This is a genomic window from Sphingomonas sp. Leaf231 (assembly GCF_001421995.1).
Lineage (GTDB): Bacteria > Pseudomonadota > Alphaproteobacteria > Sphingomonadales > Sphingomonadaceae > Sphingomonas.
This window is the reverse complement of record NZ_LMLS01000002.1, coordinates 585,815-606,232: the sequence shown is the minus strand read 5'-3', so window position 1 is coordinate 606,232 and position 20,418 is coordinate 585,815. Positions and strand designations below refer to the sequence as shown.

The following is a 20,418-nucleotide window of genomic DNA, read 5'->3' as shown; positions in this document are numbered from 1 at the left end:
GGCATGACGATGGGCCGGATAGCGCGCACGCCACATATTTCGGGAGAGGGTGAGTGATCGACAGACGACATGCCTTGGGCGGCATCGCCGCCATGTTCGGGGCGCAATTGTTCGCGCCCCTCGCACGCGCGGCCACCGCATCGGCGGCGGCGACCAAGGGCGGCGGCGTTCCCGTCATCAGCGAGGGGCCACCCAGCGTCCAGGTCTTCACCGCGCCGCAACGCGCGTTGATGACCGCGCTCAGCGAGCGCGTGGTCCCCACCACCGACACGCCGGGCGCGATCGCCGCCGGGGTGCCGATGTATATCGAAAAGCTGCTCGCCGACTGGTCCACCCCGGAGGATCGCGTGCCGATCGTCGTCGGGCTGGACGCGATCGAGGCGCGGGCGAAGGCCGATTACAGGAAATCCGCCACGCAGGTCACGCCGGCGCAGATGGACGCGCTGCTGACGATGGCGATGGAGGACAAGTTCCCCGGCGGGAAGGCGTTCTTCGGCCCGTTCCGCCAGATGGTGATCGCCGGCTATTACACGTCGGAAATCGGCATCACGCAGGAACGCGAATACCTGCCGGTGCCCGGCGAATATAACGGCGCCTTCCCTTATGCTCAGGTCAACAAGGTCTATTCGTCATGATGATCCATCGTCGTAATGTCCTTGCCGGGGCCGGCGGCCTTGCCGCCCTCGGCCTGTTCGGGGTGTCGGCCGAGGCGGCGCAGCTCGGCGCGATCGGGCTCCAGCTGTACACGATCCGCGAATTGTTCGGGCCGGACCCGATGGGCACGCTCGAGAAGGTCGCGAAGATCGGCTACCGCGAAGTCGAATATGGCGGCGGCGGTTATGAGAAGATGGACCATGCCGCGCTGCGCGCCACGATGGACCGTCTCGGGCTGAAGGCGCCGTCGGTGCACATCGGCTACGACCTGCTGCTCAACGACTTCGACGCCATGGTGAAGATGGCCAAGACGCTGGGCGCGGACACCGTCATCCTGCCGTACATGACCGATCAGCATCGCACCGAAGCGGGCTGGACGGCGGCGCTGCCCAATTTCAACCGCTTCGCCCGCGATCTGCGCGCGGCCGGACTGGGCTTCGCCTATCACAACCACGATTTCGAGTTCACCAACAAGCCCGGTGGCGTCAGCCTGTACGACCGCATGCTCAAGGCGTGCGACCCGGCACTGGTGAAGGTAGAGCTGGACCTCTTCTGGGCGATCGCCGCCGGGGAAGATCCCGCCGCGCTGATCCGCCGCCTGTCGGGCCGCATCTACGCCTATCACGTGAAGGATCGTCGTCCCGACGGCAGCATGTGCGCGGTCGGCGACGGCAAGGTCGATTTCGGTGCGATCTTCAAGCTGAACCGCACCGCCGGCGTCCGCCACTTCTATGTCGAGAACGACCAGGCACCCGCGCCCTATCTACCCGACATCACCACCAGTTTCCGCACGCTGCGCGCCCTGCGCGTCTGATCGCGCCGACGGAGAGGACAATACACATGGCAGCGACCGATACTTTCGACGCAATCGTCATCGGCTCCGGCGTCAGCGGCGGTTTCGCCGCGAAGGAACTGACCGAAAAGGGCCTGCGCGTCCTGATGCTGGATCGCGGCATCATGGTCGAACACGGCGAGGGCTATGATTACGACGGCAAGCCCGCTTACGAGGTGCCCGCGCGCAATTCGATGCCCAAGGAGCTGATGGAGAGCGACTATTTCATCTCCAAGCACGGCTATGTCACGCCCAGCAACCGCAAGTTCTACAACGACGACCGGCTGAACCCCTATGCCTTCGACGAAGGCAGCAAGTTCTACTGGATCCGCCCGGCCGCGGTCGGCGGCAAGTCGCTGATCTGGGGCCGCTGGTCGTTCCGCTGGGGGCCGGAGGATTTCGAGGCGAACAAGCGCGAGAACGTCGGCGGTGCATGGCCGATCACGTACGAGGACGTGCAGCCGTGGTATGATTACGTCGAGAAGTACATCGGCGTCTCCGGCTCGCGTGAGAACCTGCCGCAATTGCCCGACAGCCAGTTCCAGCCGCCGATGGACATGAACATCGCGGAAAAGTGGATCAAGCCGCGGCTGGAAAGCAAGTTTCCGGGCCGCAAACTGATCAACACCCGCCTGTCCAACATGACCGAGGACAAGCCGGACCAGAACCGCACCAAGTGCCAGTATCGCAACCAGTGCGGTAACGGCTGTTCGTTCGGCGCATATTTCTCGACGCAGGCGGTGACGCTGCCGGCGGCGCGCGCGACCGGGCGGCTGACGCTGCGTTCCGACGCGGTGGTGACCAAGCTCGACTACGATCCCGCCAAGAAGCGCGTGACCGGCGTGCGCTACATCGACGGCAAGACCGGGCAGGAGCAGGTCGTGACCGCGCGGATGGTGTTCCTGTGCGCCTCCACGCTGGCGACCGTGCAGATCATGATGAACTCCAAGCGGCCCGACGGACGCAGCTGGTTCGACAACAGCGGCACGCTGGGCCGTTACGTCATGGATCACATCTTCCGCGTCAGCATCGGCGGCAACATCCCCGGGATGACCGACTTCATCGAATATGGCCGTCGCCCCGGCGGCGTCTACATTCCCCGCTTCCGCAACGTCGGCGGCGAGGAAGGCGTCGGTTTCAAGCGCGGCTATGGCTATCAGGGTTCGGCCTTCCGCGCCCCCGCCGCGCCGGTCGGGTTCGGCAAGTCGATGAAGGACGGCATGCGCCGTTACGGCAATTGGCAGTTCGGGATGACCGCGTTCGGCGAGTGCCTGCCGTACGAGGACAATCGCGTGTCGCTGACCCCCGGCAAGGTCGACCGGTTCGGCGTGCCGCTGATGAAGTTCGATGTCACGTTCCGCGACAACGAGCTGAAGATGATGGCGGATGCGCGGGCGCAGGGCGAGGCGATGCTGCGTGGCGCCGGGCTGACCGACGTGAAGAGCAGCGAGGGCGAACACGTCCCCGGCGACGCGATCCACGAAATGGGCGGCGCGCGCATGGGTGCCGATCCGCGTACGTCGGTGTTGAACAAGTGGAACCAGGCGCACGACGCGGCGAACCTGTTCGTCACCGACGGTGCGCAGATGGCGTCGGTGTCATGCGTCAATCCGTCGCTGACCTTCATGGCGCTGACGGCACGTGCCGCCGACAATGCGGTCAAGCTGATGAAGGCCGGCACGATCTAGGCCGGTCGACATCAAGCGGTCCCGCGCAGTGGACGGTCGCCCCGGTGCCGATCCGGGGCTCCGCCGTCCGCCTGTCGCAGGAGAAGCGCGCCTTCCGGAAACGATGTCCGGGGCGCGCTTCGTCGCCGACGGGATCGCTTCGTTCTGGATCGACAGGCGGCGATCCGTCACGGGTCGCATCATGACCCGACCAGCCATGAACAGGCGGCACGGCGAGCGGGGGCGGGTTACGCCACGGCCCGCCTGCCCCACATGCCCCGCGATGCGCGGGCCGCCGCGATGACCCGGCGTCGCCGCGAGGGCGTCACGATCCGCGCGGTGGCGGAGCGGGCGGGCGTGTCGGCCATGACGGTGTCGAACGTCATCAACCGCACCGGCCGCGCCAGCCCCGCGACCGCCGCCGCGGTTCACGCCGCGGTCGCCGAACTCGGCTACGTCCCCAACGTCGTCGCGCGGCGGCTGGCGCGTGCCCGTGCGACCACGGTCGGCCTGCTCTACAGCGGGCGACGTGCGCCGTTTCTCGATGCGATCCTGGTCGGCGCGTTGCGCGCCACCAACGCACGCGGGCTGCAATTGCTGCTCCATCAGGAGGAGCCATCGTCCCGCGCCGCCGCCGAGCACGCGGCGCAGTCGCTGGCGCGCGGCGGTGCCGATGCGCTGCTGCTCGTCCCGCCTTTCGCCGAGTTGCTGAGCGGATCGGACATGCTCGCCACCCTCCGGTTGCCGGTGGCGGCGATCGCGACCGGCCATGTCCTGCCCGACATCGCCACGGTGCGGATCGACAATCGCGCCGCAATGGCGGAGCTGACCGCGCTGCTGATCGCGCGCGGCCATCGCCGCATCGCGCTGATCGCGGGCAATCCCGGTCATTCCGACAGCGCGGAGCGGGTGGAGGGTTATCGCGACGCGCTGGCCGCACATGGCATAGCGGCCGATCCGGCGCTGTTGATCGCCGGCCGCTACGACCAACCCTCCGGCGAGGCGGCTGCGCAGCTGCTGCTGGCCCGAAACCCGCTGCCCGATGCGATCATGTGCAGCAACGACGACATGGCCGCCGGGGTGATCGCGGCCGCGCACCGGCGCGGCGTGCGCCTGCCGCATGATCTGGCGGTGACCGGGTTCGACGACACGACGCTGGCGGCGCGGATCTGGCCGTCGCTCACCACCGTCCGCCAACCGGCCGAGGACATGGCGTTCCGTGCCGCAGAGCGCTTGATCGGCACCGGCGACGGCGACACGTCGGCCACCGACCTGATCGTCGCCCATGCGATCATCGAACGCGAATCGACCGCGCCTCGGATGTGACGGGCGATGCCCAGCTTTCCGCGCGCACAACGATCACCCGCCCGACCCCAACGCCGACGCCGACGCCGACATAGCTTCGCTACGGTCGCAACGACGGGTGGATAACGCAATTCCGCCCGATCAGGCGAGTACGCAGCGCCCGTACGGATGGATCATCTTCATCGGCGAGCAGTCCCGCACCCGTGAAGCGCTGAACGTCGATCCCACCCGGTGCGATATCGCCACCACGGGCGCCAGCGACCCGGCTCGGCGGCCATCGACGGCTCGCGAACCGTGACGAACCGGGCGTCGCACCGGCATCACGAAATTCGCATCATCCGGTCAGGGGCGGACGCGCCCGGCCAGCACCGGTTCGTCCAGATCGATTGCGACCCGCCGCGTCCTGTCCGCCTTGCGACCCGCCGAGCGGCCAAGGCCATTCACCATGTCGCCGATAAGCATGAACGAGTTCGTCGCCTCGCCCTCACGCTCGCAGCAGCTGCCGGGCGCGATCAATTTCTGCACCCCCCGCAACAGCGCGGTGCCCATGCCGAACACGTCCAGCCCGGCCTGACATCCACCGACCAGTGTCGCGCATGGCGAATCCTCGGCGTTCAGCGCACCCATTCCGGTCCTGTCGCGATTGACCGCCACCGGGCGGGTTGAGACCGCCTCTCCTGGCAGCGGCAGTGCCTGCGCCGGAAGCGGATCGGCACATACGACCACCTCGTCCCCGGCCTGTCGGCGTGTGCATGGCTGGCCAGCGACGGGGGCAAGGATCGAGTGCGACGTCGCTGGCGGGGACGGCGGCGCAGCGGCCGCCTGTAGCAGGAGCGCGAGGATCAACATCGCCCGCCATGGTGCGCCGCGCCCCGCACTCCGTCAATGCACGCGGTCGATCCGTGCCCGCGTTACCGAAGGATCAGGGCCGCAACGCGGTGTCGCTGCGATCGTCCAGTTCGTCGTCCTCGACGCTGCCGTCGTCGAACTCCTCCTGGACCTCGTCTTCCTCGATATCGGCGTCATCCGCTTCCGCCGCGATGTCCTGACCGGCGACCTCGCCATCGGTCATCACCAGCTCGTCCTCGTCCTCCGCATCGTCGTCGATGCCGACGTCCGGCTCCAGGTCGACGATGATCGTGCCGTCGCCCGGTCCGTCGCGGGTCGCCTCCAGGATCTCGGCGCGCTGGCTCTCGTCATAGCCATCCTCGTCATAGCCGTCGTCGCCCGAACCCTGACCGTGCACCTGATGACCGCCCATCGCGTCGCTCCTCTTCATGAAGCTGATCGAACGGCAGACGCCACCGCGCGGTTCCGTCCACCCGCCGCCGCCGCGCCGCCCCGCTGGCATCACCGCGCGCAAGCACCTAACTAAGGTGCCCAGAACAACGGATTGTCCCTGATGCCCGATACGCCCGCCGCCGACGTCCCCACGCTGAGCCTTGCCGATCAGGATCGTGATCCGCGCGCGTTCGCCACCGCGCTTGGCGCATCGTTCGAGCGGTTCGGATTCGCGATCGTCGCCGACCACGGCGTGCCGCAGCCGCTGATCGATCGCGCCTGGGCGGATACTGCGGCGCTGTTCGCGCGGCCCGAGGACGAGAAGCGCCGCTACCACGCACCCGGCGGCGGTGGCGCGCGTGGCTATACGCCGTTCAAGACCGAGATCGCCAAGGATGCGCGCCACGTCGACCTGAAGGAATTCTGGCACGTCGGCCGCGAACTGCCCCCCGGCCACCATTATGCCGGCGACATGGCACCCAACGTCTGGCCGGACCGTCCGGAGGGGTTCCGCGACACCTTCGTGGAGCTGTTCGCCGCCTTCGACCGCGCCGGGGACCGGCTGCTGTCGGCGATCGCCCGGCACCTCGGCCTCGCGCCGGACTGGTTCGATCCGGCGGTGAAGGACGGCAATTCGGTGCTGCGCCTGCTCCATTATCCGCCGATCCCCGCCGATGCCGAGGGCGTGCGGGCGGGCGCGCATGAGGACATCAACCTCATCACCCTGTTGCTGGGCGCGGAAGAAGCCGGACTGGAATTGCGCGACCGGGCCTCCGGCGAGTGGCTGGCGATCAAGCCGCCCGAAGGGGCGATGGTCGTCAACGTCGGCGACATGCTGCAACGGCTGACCAACCACGTCCTGCCCTCCACCACGCACCGCGTCGTGAACCCGCCGCCCGAACGACGCGGACATTCGCGTTATTCGATGCCGTTCTTCCTGCACCCCGCGCCCGATTTCCTGATCGACACGCTGCCGCAGACCATCACCGCGGAAAACCCGAACCGCTATCCCGAACCGATCACCGCCAACGGCTATCTGCGCCAGCGGCTGATCGAGATCGGGCTGATCAAGCCATGAGGGATTTTTCGGGCATCGTCACCGGCGCGATCCGCCTCGACCACGATGGCGAGGTATCGGGGATCGTCAGCGGCGACATCACGGTCGCGGCGGGATGCCGGGTGGTGATCTCCGGCATGGTGCGCGGCGACATCACCGCCGAACCGGGCGCGGAAGTGCGGATCACCGGCATCGTCAACGGCGCGGTCCATGCCGAGGGCGCGAGCATCCACGTCACGGGGATCGTCACCCTGCCGTAGCGCAGAGCCCGGAGCGGGCCGTCGCGTCCGTCATCGCCATCGGACCGGCCAGGCTGGATCGACATCCAGCGCTTCATGGAGCAAGTCTGCGCGATCGTACGCGCGCGGTTCGCCCGAACAGACGGACGATCTGGGATGTCGAGCGATCCGGCACCCGTAAAACGCTGGATGTCGACCGGATTTAGGCCGTCCGTTCCGGTATTGCCGCCGCGTCGGCGGCGATCGAGGTCGCCGGGGCCAGCGCCTCCCACGGGAACACGAACCAATCCTTGGTCACCGAACGGTCGATCGTCCGCGCTGCCCATTCGACCCGCGTCGCCGAGCTGCGATTGTCGATCAGCGTCGCGAAGCGCACCGCGCCCGCCGCCGCACCGGCCCGTTCCAGCAACGTCCGCAGCCGGGCGATCGTCCGCCCCGAATCGTTGATGTCGTCGACGAACAGCAGCCGCGCGCCCTCGCGGGTGTGCGCCGCCAGCCGTTCGAGTGCGGGCGCGGCGCGCGCATCGTCCTGCCCGGAGTAATCGACCGATTCCATCGGCACCCCGGCGGCGTGGCTCAGGTAGACGGCGGGGACCAGCCCGCCGCGCCCGACGCCGACCAGCAAGGTCGGGCGCCACGCGGCGTCTCGGGCGATCAGCGCGGCCAGCGCGCGGACATCGGCTATCAGTTCGGCATGGGTGACGGCGGTCAGGATCGGCATCACGACGCCTTACACGACCGCCGCCGCGCGAACATACCCCCTGCCACCGGACAGCCGCACTATTTTACAGGTCTGTCATTTTCCGAACCCGGTCGGGGCGGGCGACACGGTAGTCGTCTCGCCGCCACGGATCTCCTGCACCTCCAGCGCGCGCTCGGCGACATTGTCGCGGCCGAACCGGAACGCGCCATCGATCCCCGAAAAACCGTCCGCATCGCGCAGCCGGCTCTCCGGAAACGGCGATCCCGGTCGCCACTCGCGCGCGATCCGCACCACCAGCAGCACCGAGTCGTAGCCGAGGCTCGACAGCCGATAGGGCGCGGCGTTGAACCGGGCGCGGTAATTGCGCGCATATTGGCGGTACAGCGCGTCGGGCACGCTGGCGAACCACGCGCCGTTCAGCGCCGCCGACGATCGCGCCGCGCCGTCCGAGTTCCACAATTCGGTGCCGAGGATCTGCGTCGACGGGCTGTTGCGCCGCACCAGCGGCACCGCGGTCGCCGCGGTGGCGGCGCTGTCGGCGACCAGCACCGCACCGAACGGCGCGTCCTTGGCCATCCGCTGCACCGCGGTGCCCAACGCGCCGGGTCCGCGATCATAGGTCTGGAGCGATACCACCCGCCCGCCCGCCTGTTCGACCGCACGCAGGAACGCGGTGGACGCGCGGCTGCCGTACAGCGCGTTGGGCACCAGCCCGCCGAAATTGTCGACGCCGCGCCCGCGTGCATAGGCGACGACGCGCTCGATCGCCTGCGCCGGGGCATAACCCAGCACGTAAGCACCGTTGCCCGCCACGCCGGTATCGTTGGAAAAGGACAGCACCGGCACCTTCGCCGCGCGCGCGATCGGCGCGACCGCGCGCACATCCTCGGCCAGCAACGGCCCCAGAATCAGCTGCGCGCCCTCAAGTATCGCGCGCGCCGCCGCCGCACCCGCGCCGGTCGCGGTGTCGTAGCTGGTGATGCGCACCTGCTGGTTGCGCGTGTCGAGCAGCGCCAGCTGGGTGGCATTGGCCAGGCTGCGCCCCACCCCGCCATTGCTGCCGGTCAGCGGCACCAGCAACGCGACGCGGTTGCGCGCGGCATCCTGCGCCAGCCCGGTCACCACCTCGGGCGCGGCCTCGCGCGGGGGCGGCGCGGGTTGCGCGGTCGGTGCGGTCTGCACCGGACCACGCGGCACCACCGTCGAACAGGCCGCCAGCAACAGCGCCCCCGTGACGGTGACCAGCCGCGATAATGCGTTCGACCATTGCGAACGCCCGATCGCCTCTGCCATGACTACTCCCGTGAACCCGTTGACCCCCGGCCTGTACATCGTCGCCACCCCGATCGGCAATCTCGGCGATCTTTCTCCCCGCGCAGCCCAAGTGCTTGCCGGAGCGGACATTATCGCCGTGGAGGATACGCGCGTCACCGCCGGCCTGCTCCGCCACATCGGCACGAAGCGGCCGATGACCCCCTATCACGACCATAACGCCGAACATGTCCGGCCGCAGTTGATCGCGCGGATGGCACGCGAGATCGTCGCTCTGGTGTCCGATGCGGGCACGCCGCTGATCTCCGATCCCGGCTTCAAGCTGGTGCGGGACGCGCGCGCCGCCGGGCATCAGGTGGTCACCATCCCCGGCCCGTGTGCCGCGGTCGCCGCGCTGACGCTCGCCGGCTTGCCCACCGATCGCTTCTTCTTCCTCGGCTTCCTGCCGTCCAAGGAGCAGGCGCGTGCCACCGCTATCGCCGAGGTGGCGAACGTGCGCGCCACGCTGGTGATCTACGAATCGGGGCCACGCCTCGCCGCGTGCCTGTCCGCGCTGGCCGCCGGACTCGGCGACCGGGAAGCGGCGGTCACGCGGGAGATCACCAAGAAGTTCGAGGAGGCGGTCACCGGCACGCTGTCGATGCTGGCGGCGCGCTACGCCGATGCGCCACCCAAGGGCGAGATCGTCGTCGTCGTCGCCCCGCCCGAACCGCCCGCGCCCCCCGCTGCCGAGGACGCGGACGCGGCGCTGGTCGAGGCGCTGACCCGCCTGCCCGTGTCGAAGGCGGCGGGCGAGGTCGCCAAGGCACTCGGCCTCGACCGCAAGACGCTCTACGCCCGCGCGATGGAGCTGAAGGGCGCCCCCGACGCTTGACGGTGCCGTGCCGATGGTGGGGCAAACGCATGAGCGGGCGTTGCCGTACCGCGGCGGCGACGGTAGCACCGCGGCATTCCTTCCTCGCCGCGGAGCCGTCATGAAGAAGCTGCTGATCCTGTCGTGCCTCCTGCTCGCCGCCGCCGCGCCCGCACCGAAGGAGAAATGGGAGCGGATCTTCGACGGTCGCACGCTTACCGGCTGGACCCCCAAGATCACCGGGCGCGCGGTCGGGGAAGATCCATTGCGCACCTTCGTGGTGAAGGACGGCGCGATCACCGTCACCTACGATCGGTACAAGGCGTTCGGCGGGGCGTTCGGGCATCTGTTCTGGAAGGCGCCCCTCACCGCGTATCGGCTGCGCTTCGACTATCGCATGACCGGCTCGTCGATGACCGATATCGAGGGCTGGCAGAACCGCAATTCCGGGCTGATGCTCCATGCGCAGGCACCCGCCACGATGACCCGCGATCAACAATTTCCGGTCAGCCTGGAATTCCAGTTGCTCGCCGTGCCCCGCCCGAACCGCGAGCCGAGCGGCAATCTGTGCACGCCCGGCACCACCGTCGAGTTCGAGGGCAAGCGCCCGACCAGCCATTGCGTCACCGGCACCGGCCCGCTGGTGCCGCTGGGCCAATGGACGCATGTCGAGGTGGAGGTAACGCCCGACGGCCGCGTGACCCACATCCTGAACGGCAAGCCCGCGATCACCTACCGCGCTGCGCAACTCGACCCCGACGACAAGGATGCACAGCCGGTGATCGCCGCGGCCGGCGGATCGCTGGCGCTGCGCGGCGGCTATGTCGCGCTGCAAAGCGAGGGGCAGCCGACCCAGTTCCGCAACATCGAAGTCTTGCGGCTCGACTGAGGGCGAACCTTCGACTTACCGATGGCGGGGCGCCGATGAAGCCCGTGAGATCGTGCGGTTTTCGGCCTGACGATCCGCGACTTGCCCCCCCGTGAACATCTCCTTACACCGGTACGCAATACCAATACGATACCGGAGAATGACATGACGCGACGCGCCCGCCGGATCGGCCTGCCCCTGCTCGCCGCCACGCTCATGACACCCGTGGCACATGCCGCGACGCGCCCGGCGATCTTCCCGGCACCGACCGAAATGACGCTCGCGCCCGGCACGGTCATGCTCGGGCGCGCGGTCACGCTGGTCGCCGCGTCCGGCACCGATCCCGCCACCGTCGCGCTGGTCGAATCGATCCTGCGCGATGCAGGAGTCGCCACGATCACCCGCCGCACCTCGGCGAAGGGCGATCAGCCGCACGTCATTCTCGGCACCACCGCGGCCGCGATCGTCCGCACCGCGCTGTCGGGCATCGCGGCCGACGACCATGTCGAAGGCTATACCCTGACCGTCGATCCCGCCGGTGCGGGCACGATCACCCTTGCCGGCCATGACGCCGACGGCCTGTTCCACGCGGCGCAGACGTTGCGCCAGCTGGTGCAGCGCACCGAATTGCCCGCCGTCACGATCCGCGACCATCCCGCGATGCCGGTGCGCGGCACGATCGAGGGCTTCTATGGCAAGCCCTGGAAGATGGCCGAGCGCACGCGGCACCTCGATTTCCTCGCCACGGTGAAGGCCAATACCTACATCTACAGTCCCAAGGACGATCCCTACGCCCGCGATCGCTGGCGGGAGGCGTATCCGGCCGGGACGCTGGCGCAGCTCGGCACGCTGGCCGCCGCGGCGCGCCGCAACCATGTCGATTTCGTCTATGCGATCTCGCCGGGGCCGTCGGTCTGCTTCTCCGCGCCGGCCGATCTTCAGGCGATGCAGCGCAAGTTCGACGCGCTGCGCGGCATCGGCGTCCACCGCTTCTACGTCGCGCTGGACGACATCGAATACAAGAAATGGAACTGCGACGCCGATCGCGCCGCCTTCGGTCCGTCGGGTGCGGAGGCTGCAGGCAAGGCGCAGGCGCAATTGCTCAACGCCGTGCAGGCCGACCTGACCCGCCGCGACCCGCAGGCTCCGCCGCTCATCATGGTGCCGACCGAATATTACGATGCGAAGGAGACGCCGTACAAGGCGGCGCTGCGCGAGAACCTCGATCCCAGGGTGGTGGTGCAATGGACCGGCACCGACGTCGTGCCGCCCGCGATCTCGGTTCCGGATGCCAGGGCCGCAACCAAGGCGTTCGGGCGCAAGACGCTGCTGTGGGACAATTACCCGGTCAACGATTTCGCGCAGACCACCGGCCGGCTGCTGATGGCCCCCTATGCCCGGCGTCAGGCCGGGCTGGCGACGGAGCTGACCGGCATCCTGTCCAACCCGATGAACCAGGAAGCGCCCAGCCGCGTCGCGGTGACCGGGGTCGCCGCCTTCGCGTGGAACGACAAGGATTATGATCCCGAGCGGACGTGGACCTTCGCCGCGCGCGAACTGGCCGGCGGCGACGATCGTGCCACCGCCGCGTTGCTGACCTTCTTCGACACGCAGCACATGGCCCCGACCTTCGGCAGCCAGCCATGGCAGGAGCAGGCACCCCGCCTCCGCGCGTTGCTGAACCACGTGCGCGATACGCTCGCCACCGGTGATGCGCCCGCGCGTGGCGCCGCCCTCGCCGATCTCGCCCGCGCCGCCGACGACCTTGCCGCCGCGCCGGACACGATCCGCGCCGGCGTGGCGGACGCGTCGTTCGCCGAACAGTCGCGCCCGTGGCTCGACGCTACCGCGCTATGGGGCCGCGCGCTGCAACAGACCGCCGCCGGCCTTGCCGCCGCCGACGCCGCCAGTCCCGCCGCCGCCCGCTATTTCGCCGATGCGCGCCGGCTGGCGGGTGAGGCAGCGGCGGTCCAGTCGATCCCCGGCGCGACGCGCTTCGACGGGCCGATCCGGATCGCCGACGGCGTCCTCGACCGCTTCGTGGCGGATGCGCCGGAGCTTGTGGTGATGCAATTACCTCATTCGAAATGATTTTCTCAATCACCGCCATAGTTTCCGCCGTCGCGTTGACCGATCGGTAACCGGTCCCGCCTAGCTGCCTGTTCGGGGCTTGGAGGCGCACGTGGGATTACTGGATTCACTCGCCGGCTTCATCGACAACGACACGCTTGCCGAGACGTTCGCGATAAAGCCTGACGATCCGTCGCGGCTGCGGCGGCCGCTGCTGGACGGCATCAAGCGCACGCGCGAACAATTCGCCGCGCGCGGCACCGATGCGGTCAAGGCGGCAAGCCGGTGGTGGCAGGTCCAGAACGGCGTCGTGGCGCTGACCGTGAAGGTCGGCGGCGGCGTCCTGAACCTCAACGATGCCGCCACCAACCACATTCCGGAGCCGGTGTTCGACAAGTTCCTGCACCAGTTCGAACAGGCGGTGAATGCCGGCGAACTCGACGACGCGCTGAAGGCCCGACAGGCCGGGAGGGCCACGGCCGACAAAAGCGCCGGTCGTGACAAGACGCCGGTGGCCGGCGAGCGCCACCCCAGCATCGACCGCGATGACTGGGACAGCCTCGCCTGGGCGGAGCGGCAGAAGGTCAACGCGCTGTTCCGCGCCGGACGCAATCCCGACGGCAGCCTGATCGCGGTCAGCGGCTACAAGCCCGACGCGCCGCTCGCCGCGCAGGACGTGTCGGCGTTCAGCGATACGAGGACGCGCTGACACCCGGCGGGTAGAGGCCGGAGACCGGATCGACGATCCACGTCGCGGCGGCGGGGCGGTCGTCCCGCGCCGGCCTCGATCGCCATCACCGCGCTTGCCGGCACCGCCCGCACCCGCCATCCTCGCCCGCGATGCGCCCGCCTCCATCCCGCCCCACCGCCGTCCGCCGCGCCGCGGAGGAGGCCGGGCGACGCGGCGAGCGGCTGGCGGCATGGTGGTTGCGGCTGAAGGGCTGGCAGATCCTCGACCGCCGCGTCCGCACCCCGGCCGGCGAGGTGGATCTGGTGGCAAGGCGCGGCGCGTTGATCGCCTTCGTCGAGGTAAAGACGCGCCGCACCCCCGCCGAGCTCGACCATGCGATCGACCAGCGCCGCCTGGCCCGCGTCGCCGCCGCCGCGGAGGTGCTGATGCCGCGCTACGCCACGGCGGGCGAAGATATTCGCGTCGACGTGATCCTGCTCGCCCCCGGCACGCGGCCCCGCCATATCGAGAATGCGTGGATCGGCTACTGACAGCCGCCCCCCCACCCCCTACATCGCGGGCATGATCAAGCCGCTTACCGTCGCCGTCCAGATGGACCCGCTCGACCAGATCAACATCGCGGGCGATTCCACCTTCGCGCTGATGCTGTCCGCGCAGGCGCGTGGCCACCGGCTGTTCCATTATGCCGCCGAAGACCTGAACTGGTCGGACGGGCGATTGTGGGCCAGGGCGCATCCGGTCACCGTGCAGCGCGTGGCGGGCGACCATTTCCGCTTCGGCGATCCGGTGTCGCTCGACATCGGCGAGCAGGCCGACGTGGTGCTGATGCGACAGGACCCGCCCTTCGACCTGGGCTATATCACCGCCACCCACCTGCTGGAGCGCGTCGCGGACCGCACGCTGATCGTCAACGATCCGGTCAGCGTCCGCAACGCGCCGGAAAAGATGTTCGTGCTCGATTACGCGCGCTTCATGCCGCCGACGCTGGTGACGCGCTCGCTGGAAGAGGCGCGCGCATTCCTGCGCCGTCATGGCGAGATCGTCGTGAAGCCGCTGCACGGCAATGGCGGCAAGGCGATCTTCCACGTCCGCGCCGCCGGTGAGAACCTGTCGGCGTTGATCGAGGTATTCAACCAGACGTGGCGGGAACCGCACATGGTGCAGGCGTTCCTTCCCGACGTCGCGAAGGGCGACAAGCGCATCGTGTTGATCGACGGCGTGGTCGCGGGCGCGATCAATCGCCTGCCCGGTGAAGGCGAGATCCGCAGCAATCTGGCGGTCGGCGGCTCGGCGCAGAAGACCGCGCTGACCCCGCGCGAGCGTGAGATCTGCGACGCGCTCGGCCCGGAGCTGAAGCGGCGTGGGCTGATCTTCGTCGGCATCGACGTGATCGGCGGCGAATGGCTGACGGAGATCAACGTCACCTCCCCGACCGGGATCGTCGCGATCGAGGCGTTCGACGGCACCGATGTCGCCGGGCTGATCTGGGATGCGGTCGATCGCCGGCTCGAAGAACGCGCGCTGGCGGAACGCGCCGCCTGATCCCGCCGTTGGCGGAGGCGTGACCGACTTCATCATCCACTGGATCGTCGCGGGCGGCTATCTCGGCATCTTCCTGCTGATGGCGCTGGAAAATGTCGTGCCGCCGATCCCGTCGGAGGTCATCATGGGGCTGGGCGGGATCGCGGTCGCGCGCGGGCAGATGGAGATGATCCCGCTGCTGCTATGGGGCACCGCCGGCACCACCGCCGGCAATGTGTTCTGGTACGCGATCGGCCGCCGGCTCGGCTATGCGCGTTTCCGGCCGTTCGTGGAACGCCACGGCCGCTGGCTGACGATGGAGTGGGAGGACGTCGAGCATGTCCAGCACTTCTTCCACCGGCACGGCGGCTGGGTGATCTTCGTCTTTCGCTTCATGCCGACGTTCCGCACGATGATCTCGCTGCCCGCCGGCATGGCGGCGATGCCGATGTGGCGTTTCCTGTCGATGACGTTCCTGGGCAGCATCATCTGGAACGGTGTGCTGGCTTGGGCCGGCTATCAACTGGGCAGCCGCTTCGCCGAACTCGATCGTTACGTCGGCCCGGCGGGCATCGCGGTGACGGTGCTGGCGCTCGGCTGGTACGGATGGCGCGTCGCGACGTGGAAACCGCGCGTTTCGCCACCGGAATAGTCCACCGTCACGCCGGGCGGCACGGGTCAGCCGCGCGGGTGCGCGTTGCGGTATACGTCCAGCAGATGCGCGGCATCCACGCCGGTATAGACCTGCGTCGAGCTCAGGCTGGCATGGCCCAGCAACTCCTGCAGCGCGCGCAGGTCCGCGCCGCGCCCCAGCAGATGCGTGGCGAAGCTGTGGCGCAGCGCATGCGGTGTCGTCCGGTCCGACAGCCCCAGCCGCGCCCGCGCCGCGCGCACCCGCGCGCGCACGATCCCGCCGTCCAGCGTGCCGCCGCGCACGCCGCGGAACAGCGCCGCATCACGCGTCAGCGGCCATGGCGTCAGCCGGGCATAATCCTCCACCGCCGCGCGCACCGGTGCCAGCAGCGGCACGATCCGCGTCCGGTCACGCTTGCCGGTCACGCGCAACGTCTCGCCCAGCGGCAGCACCGCCCCGGTCAGCCCCAGCGCCTCGCCGATCCGCAGCCCCGCACCGTACAGCAGCAGCAGCACCGCCCAGTCGCGCGCCGCCACCCATGGCTCGTCGCTTTCCTCCATGACGTCGGTGGCCAGCGCCACCGCCTCGTCGGGGGAGATCGGCCGCGGCATGCCCTTCTTCACCCGTGGCCCCTTCAGCCGCGGTGCCGCACCCGCGCCCCCGGCCCAGTCGAGGAACCCGCGCACCGCCGACAGTTCGCGCGCGGCCGATGCATTGCCCAGCCCACGTCCGCGCCGCTGTGCCAGATAGGCACGCAGGTCGCCCGCGCTGACCCGCAGCAACGCCGCACGGTCCACCGCCTCGCCCCAATGTTCGCCCAGGAACGCCACCAGCCGCTCCGCCGTCGCCCGGTACGCGCGCACGGTATGTTCCGAACGGCGACGGTCGCGTGCGAGGTGGATCGACCATTGCAGCGCAAGCGGAAGCTCGTGCGGCGGCGTCGACAGCGGCGGGGCGGACAAATCGGTCACCTTGCCGCATCTCCAGCGGTTGAATGATCTTGGCAAACCAAAATTAACGCTGACTCAGCTAAGCTTCACCGATGACGCGAATATTTTCCGGATCCGATGTCCATGGCGAGGCTGCCCGCGCCGCCGCGCTTGAAGCGCTGGCGCTGCTGGGCACCGAACCCGAACGGGAATTCGACGCGCTGGTCGCGCTGGCCGCGGAACTGCTCGGCTGTTCCACCGCGCTGCTCAATCTGGTCGGTCACGACCGGGTATTCGTCAAGGCGCGTACCGTCCCCGGCGCCGCGGTGTTCGAGCGCGAAACCGCCTTTTGCGACCGCACCGTGGTGGAGGATCGCCTGACCGTGATCGACGACACGCTGGCCGATGCGCGGTTCCGCGAAAGCCCGCTGGTCACCGATGCGGGAATACGCTTCTACGCCGGTGCACCGCTTCACGTTCCCGATCCCGACGGCGTGCGCCGCGCGGTCGGCACGCTGTGCGTCGTCGACAATCGCCCGCGCCAGCCCGATCCCCGCGAACTCGCCGCGCTGAACCACCTGGCCACCCTTGCCGAGGCATTGCTGGAGGCGCGCCGCACCGCGCTGAAGGCGATCCACATCGCCACCACCGGGGAGGAACTCGTCACCCGTCTGGGACGGCAGGACCAGATCTTCCGTCAGGCCGAACAGGCGGCGGCGATCGGATCGTGGCGGCTGTCGATCGACGACAACGTGCTCGACTGGTCGGACAACGTCTATCGCATTCACGGCCTGCCGGTCGGCGACAAGCCGGAACTGGAACATGCATTGCGCTTCTACCCGCGCGACAGCCGTCCGCTCGTCCGCGCCGCGCTGGAGGAGGCGATCGCCAACGGTCGGTCGCTGGCGATCGAAAGCGATCTCATCACCGCCGACGGTCGTCACCGCCGCGTCCGCGCGATCGCCGATCCCGAAATCGTCGATGGACGCGTCGTCGCGATGGTCGGCGTGTTCCAGGACGTCACGGAGCGCCATGCGCTGGAACAGCAGTTGCGCCGCTCCGCCGATACCGATGCGCTGACCGGCATCGCCAATCGCGCCGCCTTCGACCGGGAATTGACCGCGGCGATGGAGCGCGCACGTCGCCACCACACCCCGCTCCACCTCGCGCTGATCGACCTCGACGGGTTCAAGGCGATCAACGACACGCTGGGCCATGGTGCCGGCGACGACGTGCTGCGGCTGACCGGCGCGGCGCTGTCCGAACCGTGGCTGATGGGCAGCATCGCGGCGCGGATCGGCGGCGACGAATTCGCGGTGATCGTCGAACATCCCGCGCTCGCCAGGGATACCGCCGGCTTGCGTGAACGGCTGGAGGCGGCGCTGCGCGTGCCGGTCGAATCCGGAGGCGTGACGATGAGCAGCGCCGGCTCGGTCGGGATCGCCGGATATGACGACGATTGCCATTCGCTGCGCGACTTCGCGCGCCGCGCCGACACGATCCTGTACGCCGCCAAGCGCGCCCGCGTCGGTGCCCGCAACATCCGTCGCGTCGCATAGCGGCAGGCGCAGCCCGCGTACCGGCCACGGTCGACCGGCGCTCGACTCCGCATCAGCTTCCCTCCGACTCGCCTACGCCCCATATGGCGTCCACCATGTCCTCCCGCGCGCGCGTCCTCGTCATGAACTCCGCCCTTGGGCCGCTCGACTACCGGGTGCCGCACGGGATGACGGTAGAGCCCGGCTCGGTGGTCGTCGCGCCGCTGGGGCCGCGACAGTTGCTCGGCGTCGCGTGGGAGGCGGAGCGGATGCCGTCGGACGCGGAGGTCGGCGACAACCGCCTGCGCAACCTGCTGGCGGTCGCGGACGTGCCGCCGCTGCGCGCCCCCTTGCGCCGGCTGATCGAATGGACCGCCGATTATTACCTTGCCCCGCCCGCGGCGGTGGTGCGGATGGCGCTGTCGTCCACCGCCGCATTGGAGGGCGGGCGCAGCGTCGTCGAATATCGCGCCACCGGCCATGTTCCCGACCGTCTGACCCCGCAGCGCGAACAGGCGCTGGGGCGGATCGGCGACCGGCAGGGGCTGATCCGCGAGCTCGCCACGATCGCCGACGTCAGCGACGCGGTGATCCGCGGGCTGGTGAAGGCGGGCGCGTTCGAGGGCGTGCCCGTCGACATCGACAGCCCGTACCCGGTGCCCGATCCCGATCACGCACCCCCGACGCTGTCCGACGATCAGCATGCCGCCGCCGCCACGCTGGTCGGCGACGTGGATGCCGCCGCCTTCCGCCCGACGTTGCTGGACGGGGTCACCGGCTCGGGCAAGACCGAGGTTTATTTCGAGGCGGTCGCCGCCGCGATCCGCGCCGGGCGGCAGGTGCTGGTGCTGCTCCCCGAAATCGCGCTGACCGAACCGTTCCTGAAGCGCTTCCACGATCGTTTCGGCTGCGAGCCGGTGGCGTGGCATTCCGGCCTGCGCGCCACGCAGCGCCGTCGTGCATGGCGCGCAATCGCCAGCGGCGAGGCGCGGGTGACGGTCGGCGCGCGCTCGGCGCTGTTCCTGCCTTATGCGAACCTGGGGCTGATCGTCGTCGACGAGGCGCACGAAACCAGCTTCAAGCAGGAGGACGGCGTCCATTATCACGCGCGCGATGTCGCGGTGATGCGCGGGCTGTTCGAGGCGTGCCCGGTGATCCTCGCCAGCGCCACGCCCGCGATCGAGACCCGTCACCAGGTGGCGCTCGGCAAATATGCCGAGGTGAAGCTGCCGGGGCGCTTCGGGGTCGCGCAGATGCCGACCATCGAGGCGATCGACCTGATCGCCGAGCCGCCGGAGCGCGGCCGCTGGATCAGTCCCCGGCTGGTCAAGGCGCTCGAAGACACGCTGGAGCGCGGCGAACAGTCGCTGCTGTTCCTCAATCGTCGCGGCTATGCGCCGCTCACCTTGTGCCGCACGTGCGGGCACCGCTTCCAATGCCCGAACTGCACCGCGTGGATGGTCGAGCACCGCCTGACCCGCCGTCTGGCCTGCCACCATTGCGGGCATATCGAACCGGTGCCGCGGCTGTGCCCGGAATGCCAGAACGAGGATACGCTGGTCGCGTGCGGGCCGGGGGTGGAGCGGATCGCCGACGAGGTCGCGGCGCTGTTCCCGACGGCACGCGTCGCCGTGGTCACCTCCGACACGATCTGGAGCCCCGCCAAGGCAGCCGAATTCGTCGCGCGGATGGAGGCGGGCGATATCGACATCGTCGTCGGCACGCAGCTGGTGACCAAGGGCTATCACTTTCCCAACCTGACCAACGTCGGCGTCATCGATGCCGATCTCGGGCTGGACGGCGGCGACCTGCGCGCGGCGGAACGCACCTTCCAGCAGATCCGCCAGGTGTCGGGCCGGGCCGGGCGCGGGGCCAAGCCGGGCCACGTTTTCATCCAGACGCACAGCCCGAAGGCGCCGGTGATGCAGGCGCTGATCACCGGTGATGCCGACGCCTTCTACGCCGCCGAAACCGAAGCGCGCGAGGATGCGGGCGCGCCACCCTATGGCCGCTATGCCGCGATCATCGTGTCCAGCGAGGATCAGGGGGCCGCGCACGACACCGCCCGCACGATCGGCCGCGCCGCGCCGCGCATCGACGGCATGGAAGTCTATGGCCCCGCCCCCGCACCGCTGGCGATGCTGCGGGGACGGCACCGGTTCCGCCTGCTGGTGCACGCACGCCGCGCGCTGGACGTGCAGGACGTGATCCGCGCGTGGCTCGCCGAACTCGAATGGTCCGCCAAGGTCCGCGTCGCGGTGGACGTCGACCCCTACAGCTTCCTGTAGCGCACTGTCACCGCTG

The 20,418-nt window shown here is 69.2% G+C and carries 20 protein-coding genes; 15 read left to right on the top strand and 5 right to left on the bottom strand.

The genetic code is table 11. The annotated features are described in order from the left end of the window. Nucleotides 1–53 precede the first annotated feature (53 nt). From ASE95_RS09070 to ASE95_RS09055, 4 genes are all read left to right on the top strand, one after another. A complete protein-coding gene (locus ASE95_RS09070; protein ID WP_056634734.1) occupies nt 54–635 on the top strand; it encodes a gluconate 2-dehydrogenase subunit 3 family protein in 582 nt (193 codons plus the stop codon). Then, nucleotides 632–1,468 carry a sugar phosphate isomerase/epimerase family protein gene (locus ASE95_RS09065; RefSeq protein WP_056634731.1) on the top strand — a complete coding sequence of 279 codons (837 nt, stop codon included), beginning with the start codon at nt 632–634 and terminating at the stop codon, nt 1,466–1,468. Before ASE95_RS09070 ends, ASE95_RS09065 begins: the two co-directional genes overlap by 4 nt. A 26-nt stretch (nt 1,469–1,494) precedes the next feature. Further along, on the top strand, nt 1,495–3,174 hold the full coding sequence (locus ASE95_RS09060) for a GMC family oxidoreductase (protein WP_056634728.1): 1,680 nt from the start codon (nt 1,495–1,497) through the stop codon (nt 3,172–3,174). A gap of 279 nt (nt 3,175–3,453) precedes the next feature. Further along, nucleotides 3,454–4,479 carry a LacI family DNA-binding transcriptional regulator gene (locus tag ASE95_RS09055; RefSeq protein WP_056636075.1) on the top strand — a complete coding sequence of 342 codons (1,026 nt, stop codon included), beginning with the start codon at nt 3,454–3,456 and terminating at the stop codon, nt 4,477–4,479. Between the two features lie 321 nt (nt 4,480–4,800). On the opposite strand, the gene ASE95_RS09045 is transcribed toward ASE95_RS09055, so the two are convergent. Both ASE95_RS09045 and ASE95_RS09040 read right to left on the bottom strand, forming a co-directional pair. Further along, nucleotides 4,801–5,304 carry a hypothetical protein gene (locus ASE95_RS09045; RefSeq protein ID WP_443025449.1) on the bottom strand — a complete coding sequence of 168 codons (504 nt, stop codon included), beginning with the start codon at nt 5,302–5,304 and terminating at the stop codon, nt 4,801–4,803. A 76-nt stretch (nt 5,305–5,380) separates the two neighbouring features. Then, entirely contained in the window at nt 5,381–5,737 is a 357-nt protein-coding gene (locus tag ASE95_RS09040) for a DNA primase (protein WP_235528247.1), read from the bottom strand. A gap of 123 nt (nt 5,738–5,860) precedes the next feature. Between ASE95_RS09040 and ASE95_RS09035 the strand changes: the two genes are divergently transcribed. Further along, the gene (locus ASE95_RS09035) at nt 5,861–6,817 is read left to right on the top strand and encodes an isopenicillin N synthase family dioxygenase (protein ID WP_056634719.1); all 957 of its coding nucleotides are present in this window, start codon (nt 5,861–5,863) and stop codon (nt 6,815–6,817) included. After that, the gene (locus ASE95_RS09030; RefSeq protein WP_056634716.1) at nt 6,814–7,056 is read left to right on the top strand and encodes a polymer-forming cytoskeletal protein; all 243 of its coding nucleotides are present in this window, start codon (nt 6,814–6,816) and stop codon (nt 7,054–7,056) included. The genes ASE95_RS09035 and ASE95_RS09030 overlap by 4 nt, the downstream gene beginning before the upstream one ends. A 181-nt stretch (nt 7,057–7,237) precedes the next feature. Here ASE95_RS09030 and ASE95_RS09025 read toward each other — a convergent pair whose 3' ends face one another. Further along, nucleotides 7,238–7,756 carry a phosphoribosyltransferase gene (locus ASE95_RS09025; protein ID WP_056634713.1) on the bottom strand — a complete coding sequence of 173 codons (519 nt, stop codon included), beginning with the start codon at nt 7,754–7,756 and terminating at the stop codon, nt 7,238–7,240. 75 nt (nt 7,757–7,831) lie between these two features. Then, nucleotides 7,832–9,031, bottom strand: coding sequence for a penicillin-binding protein activator (locus ASE95_RS09020; protein ID WP_056634710.1), 1,200 nt, complete (start codon nt 9,029–9,031; stop codon nt 7,832–7,834). Here ASE95_RS09020 and rsmI point away from each other — a divergent pair. From rsmI to ASE95_RS08985, 7 genes are all read left to right on the top strand, one after another. Beyond that, complete coding sequence (gene rsmI / locus ASE95_RS09015) at nt 9,030–9,884, top strand: 16S rRNA (cytidine(1402)-2'-O)-methyltransferase (protein WP_056634706.1); 855 nt, start codon at nt 9,030–9,032, stop codon at nt 9,882–9,884. The two genes, ASE95_RS09020 and rsmI, sit on opposite strands and share 2 nt — an antisense overlap. 100 nt (nt 9,885–9,984) lie before the next feature. Then, a complete protein-coding gene (locus ASE95_RS09010; protein WP_056634703.1) occupies nt 9,985–10,752 on the top strand; it encodes a 3-keto-disaccharide hydrolase in 768 nt (255 codons plus the stop codon). Nucleotides 10,753–10,896: 144 nt separating this feature from the next. Continuing rightward, entirely contained in the window at nt 10,897–12,822 is a 1,926-nt protein-coding gene (locus ASE95_RS09005; RefSeq protein WP_056634701.1) for a beta-N-acetylglucosaminidase domain-containing protein, read from the top strand. A 91-nt stretch (nt 12,823–12,913) separates the two neighbouring features. Beyond that, on the top strand, nt 12,914–13,510 hold the full coding sequence (locus tag ASE95_RS09000) for a hypothetical protein (protein WP_156347947.1): 597 nt from the start codon (nt 12,914–12,916) through the stop codon (nt 13,508–13,510). 131 nt (nt 13,511–13,641) lie between these two features. Next, complete coding sequence (locus ASE95_RS08995) at nt 13,642–14,022, top strand: YraN family protein (RefSeq protein ID WP_056634696.1); 381 nt, start codon at nt 13,642–13,644, stop codon at nt 14,020–14,022. A gap of 31 nt (nt 14,023–14,053) precedes the next feature. Next, a complete protein-coding gene (gshB, locus tag ASE95_RS08990) occupies nt 14,054–15,034 on the top strand; it encodes a glutathione synthase (protein WP_056634693.1) in 981 nt (326 codons plus the stop codon). Between the two features lie 19 nt (nt 15,035–15,053). Beyond that, the gene (locus ASE95_RS08985) at nt 15,054–15,665 is read left to right on the top strand and encodes a DedA family protein (RefSeq protein ID WP_056636068.1); all 612 of its coding nucleotides are present in this window, start codon (nt 15,054–15,056) and stop codon (nt 15,663–15,665) included. A 26-nt stretch (nt 15,666–15,691) separates the two neighbouring features. Here ASE95_RS08985 and ASE95_RS08980 read toward each other — a convergent pair whose 3' ends face one another. Then, nucleotides 15,692–16,609 carry a tyrosine recombinase XerC gene (locus ASE95_RS08980; protein ID WP_443025456.1) on the bottom strand — a complete coding sequence of 306 codons (918 nt, stop codon included), beginning with the start codon at nt 16,607–16,609 and terminating at the stop codon, nt 15,692–15,694. 80 nt (nt 16,610–16,689) lie between these two features. On the opposite strand from ASE95_RS08980, the gene ASE95_RS08975 reads away from it, so the two are divergent. Together ASE95_RS08975 and ASE95_RS08970 are read left to right on the top strand one after the other, a co-directional pair. Then, complete coding sequence (locus tag ASE95_RS08975; protein WP_056634689.1) at nt 16,690–18,135, top strand: diguanylate cyclase domain-containing protein; 1,446 nt, start codon at nt 16,690–16,692, stop codon at nt 18,133–18,135. A gap of 95 nt (nt 18,136–18,230) precedes the next feature. Further along, entirely contained in the window at nt 18,231–20,402 is a 2,172-nt protein-coding gene (locus ASE95_RS08970) for a primosomal protein N' (protein ID WP_056636062.1), read from the top strand. Nucleotides 20,403–20,418: the final 16 nt, after the last annotated feature.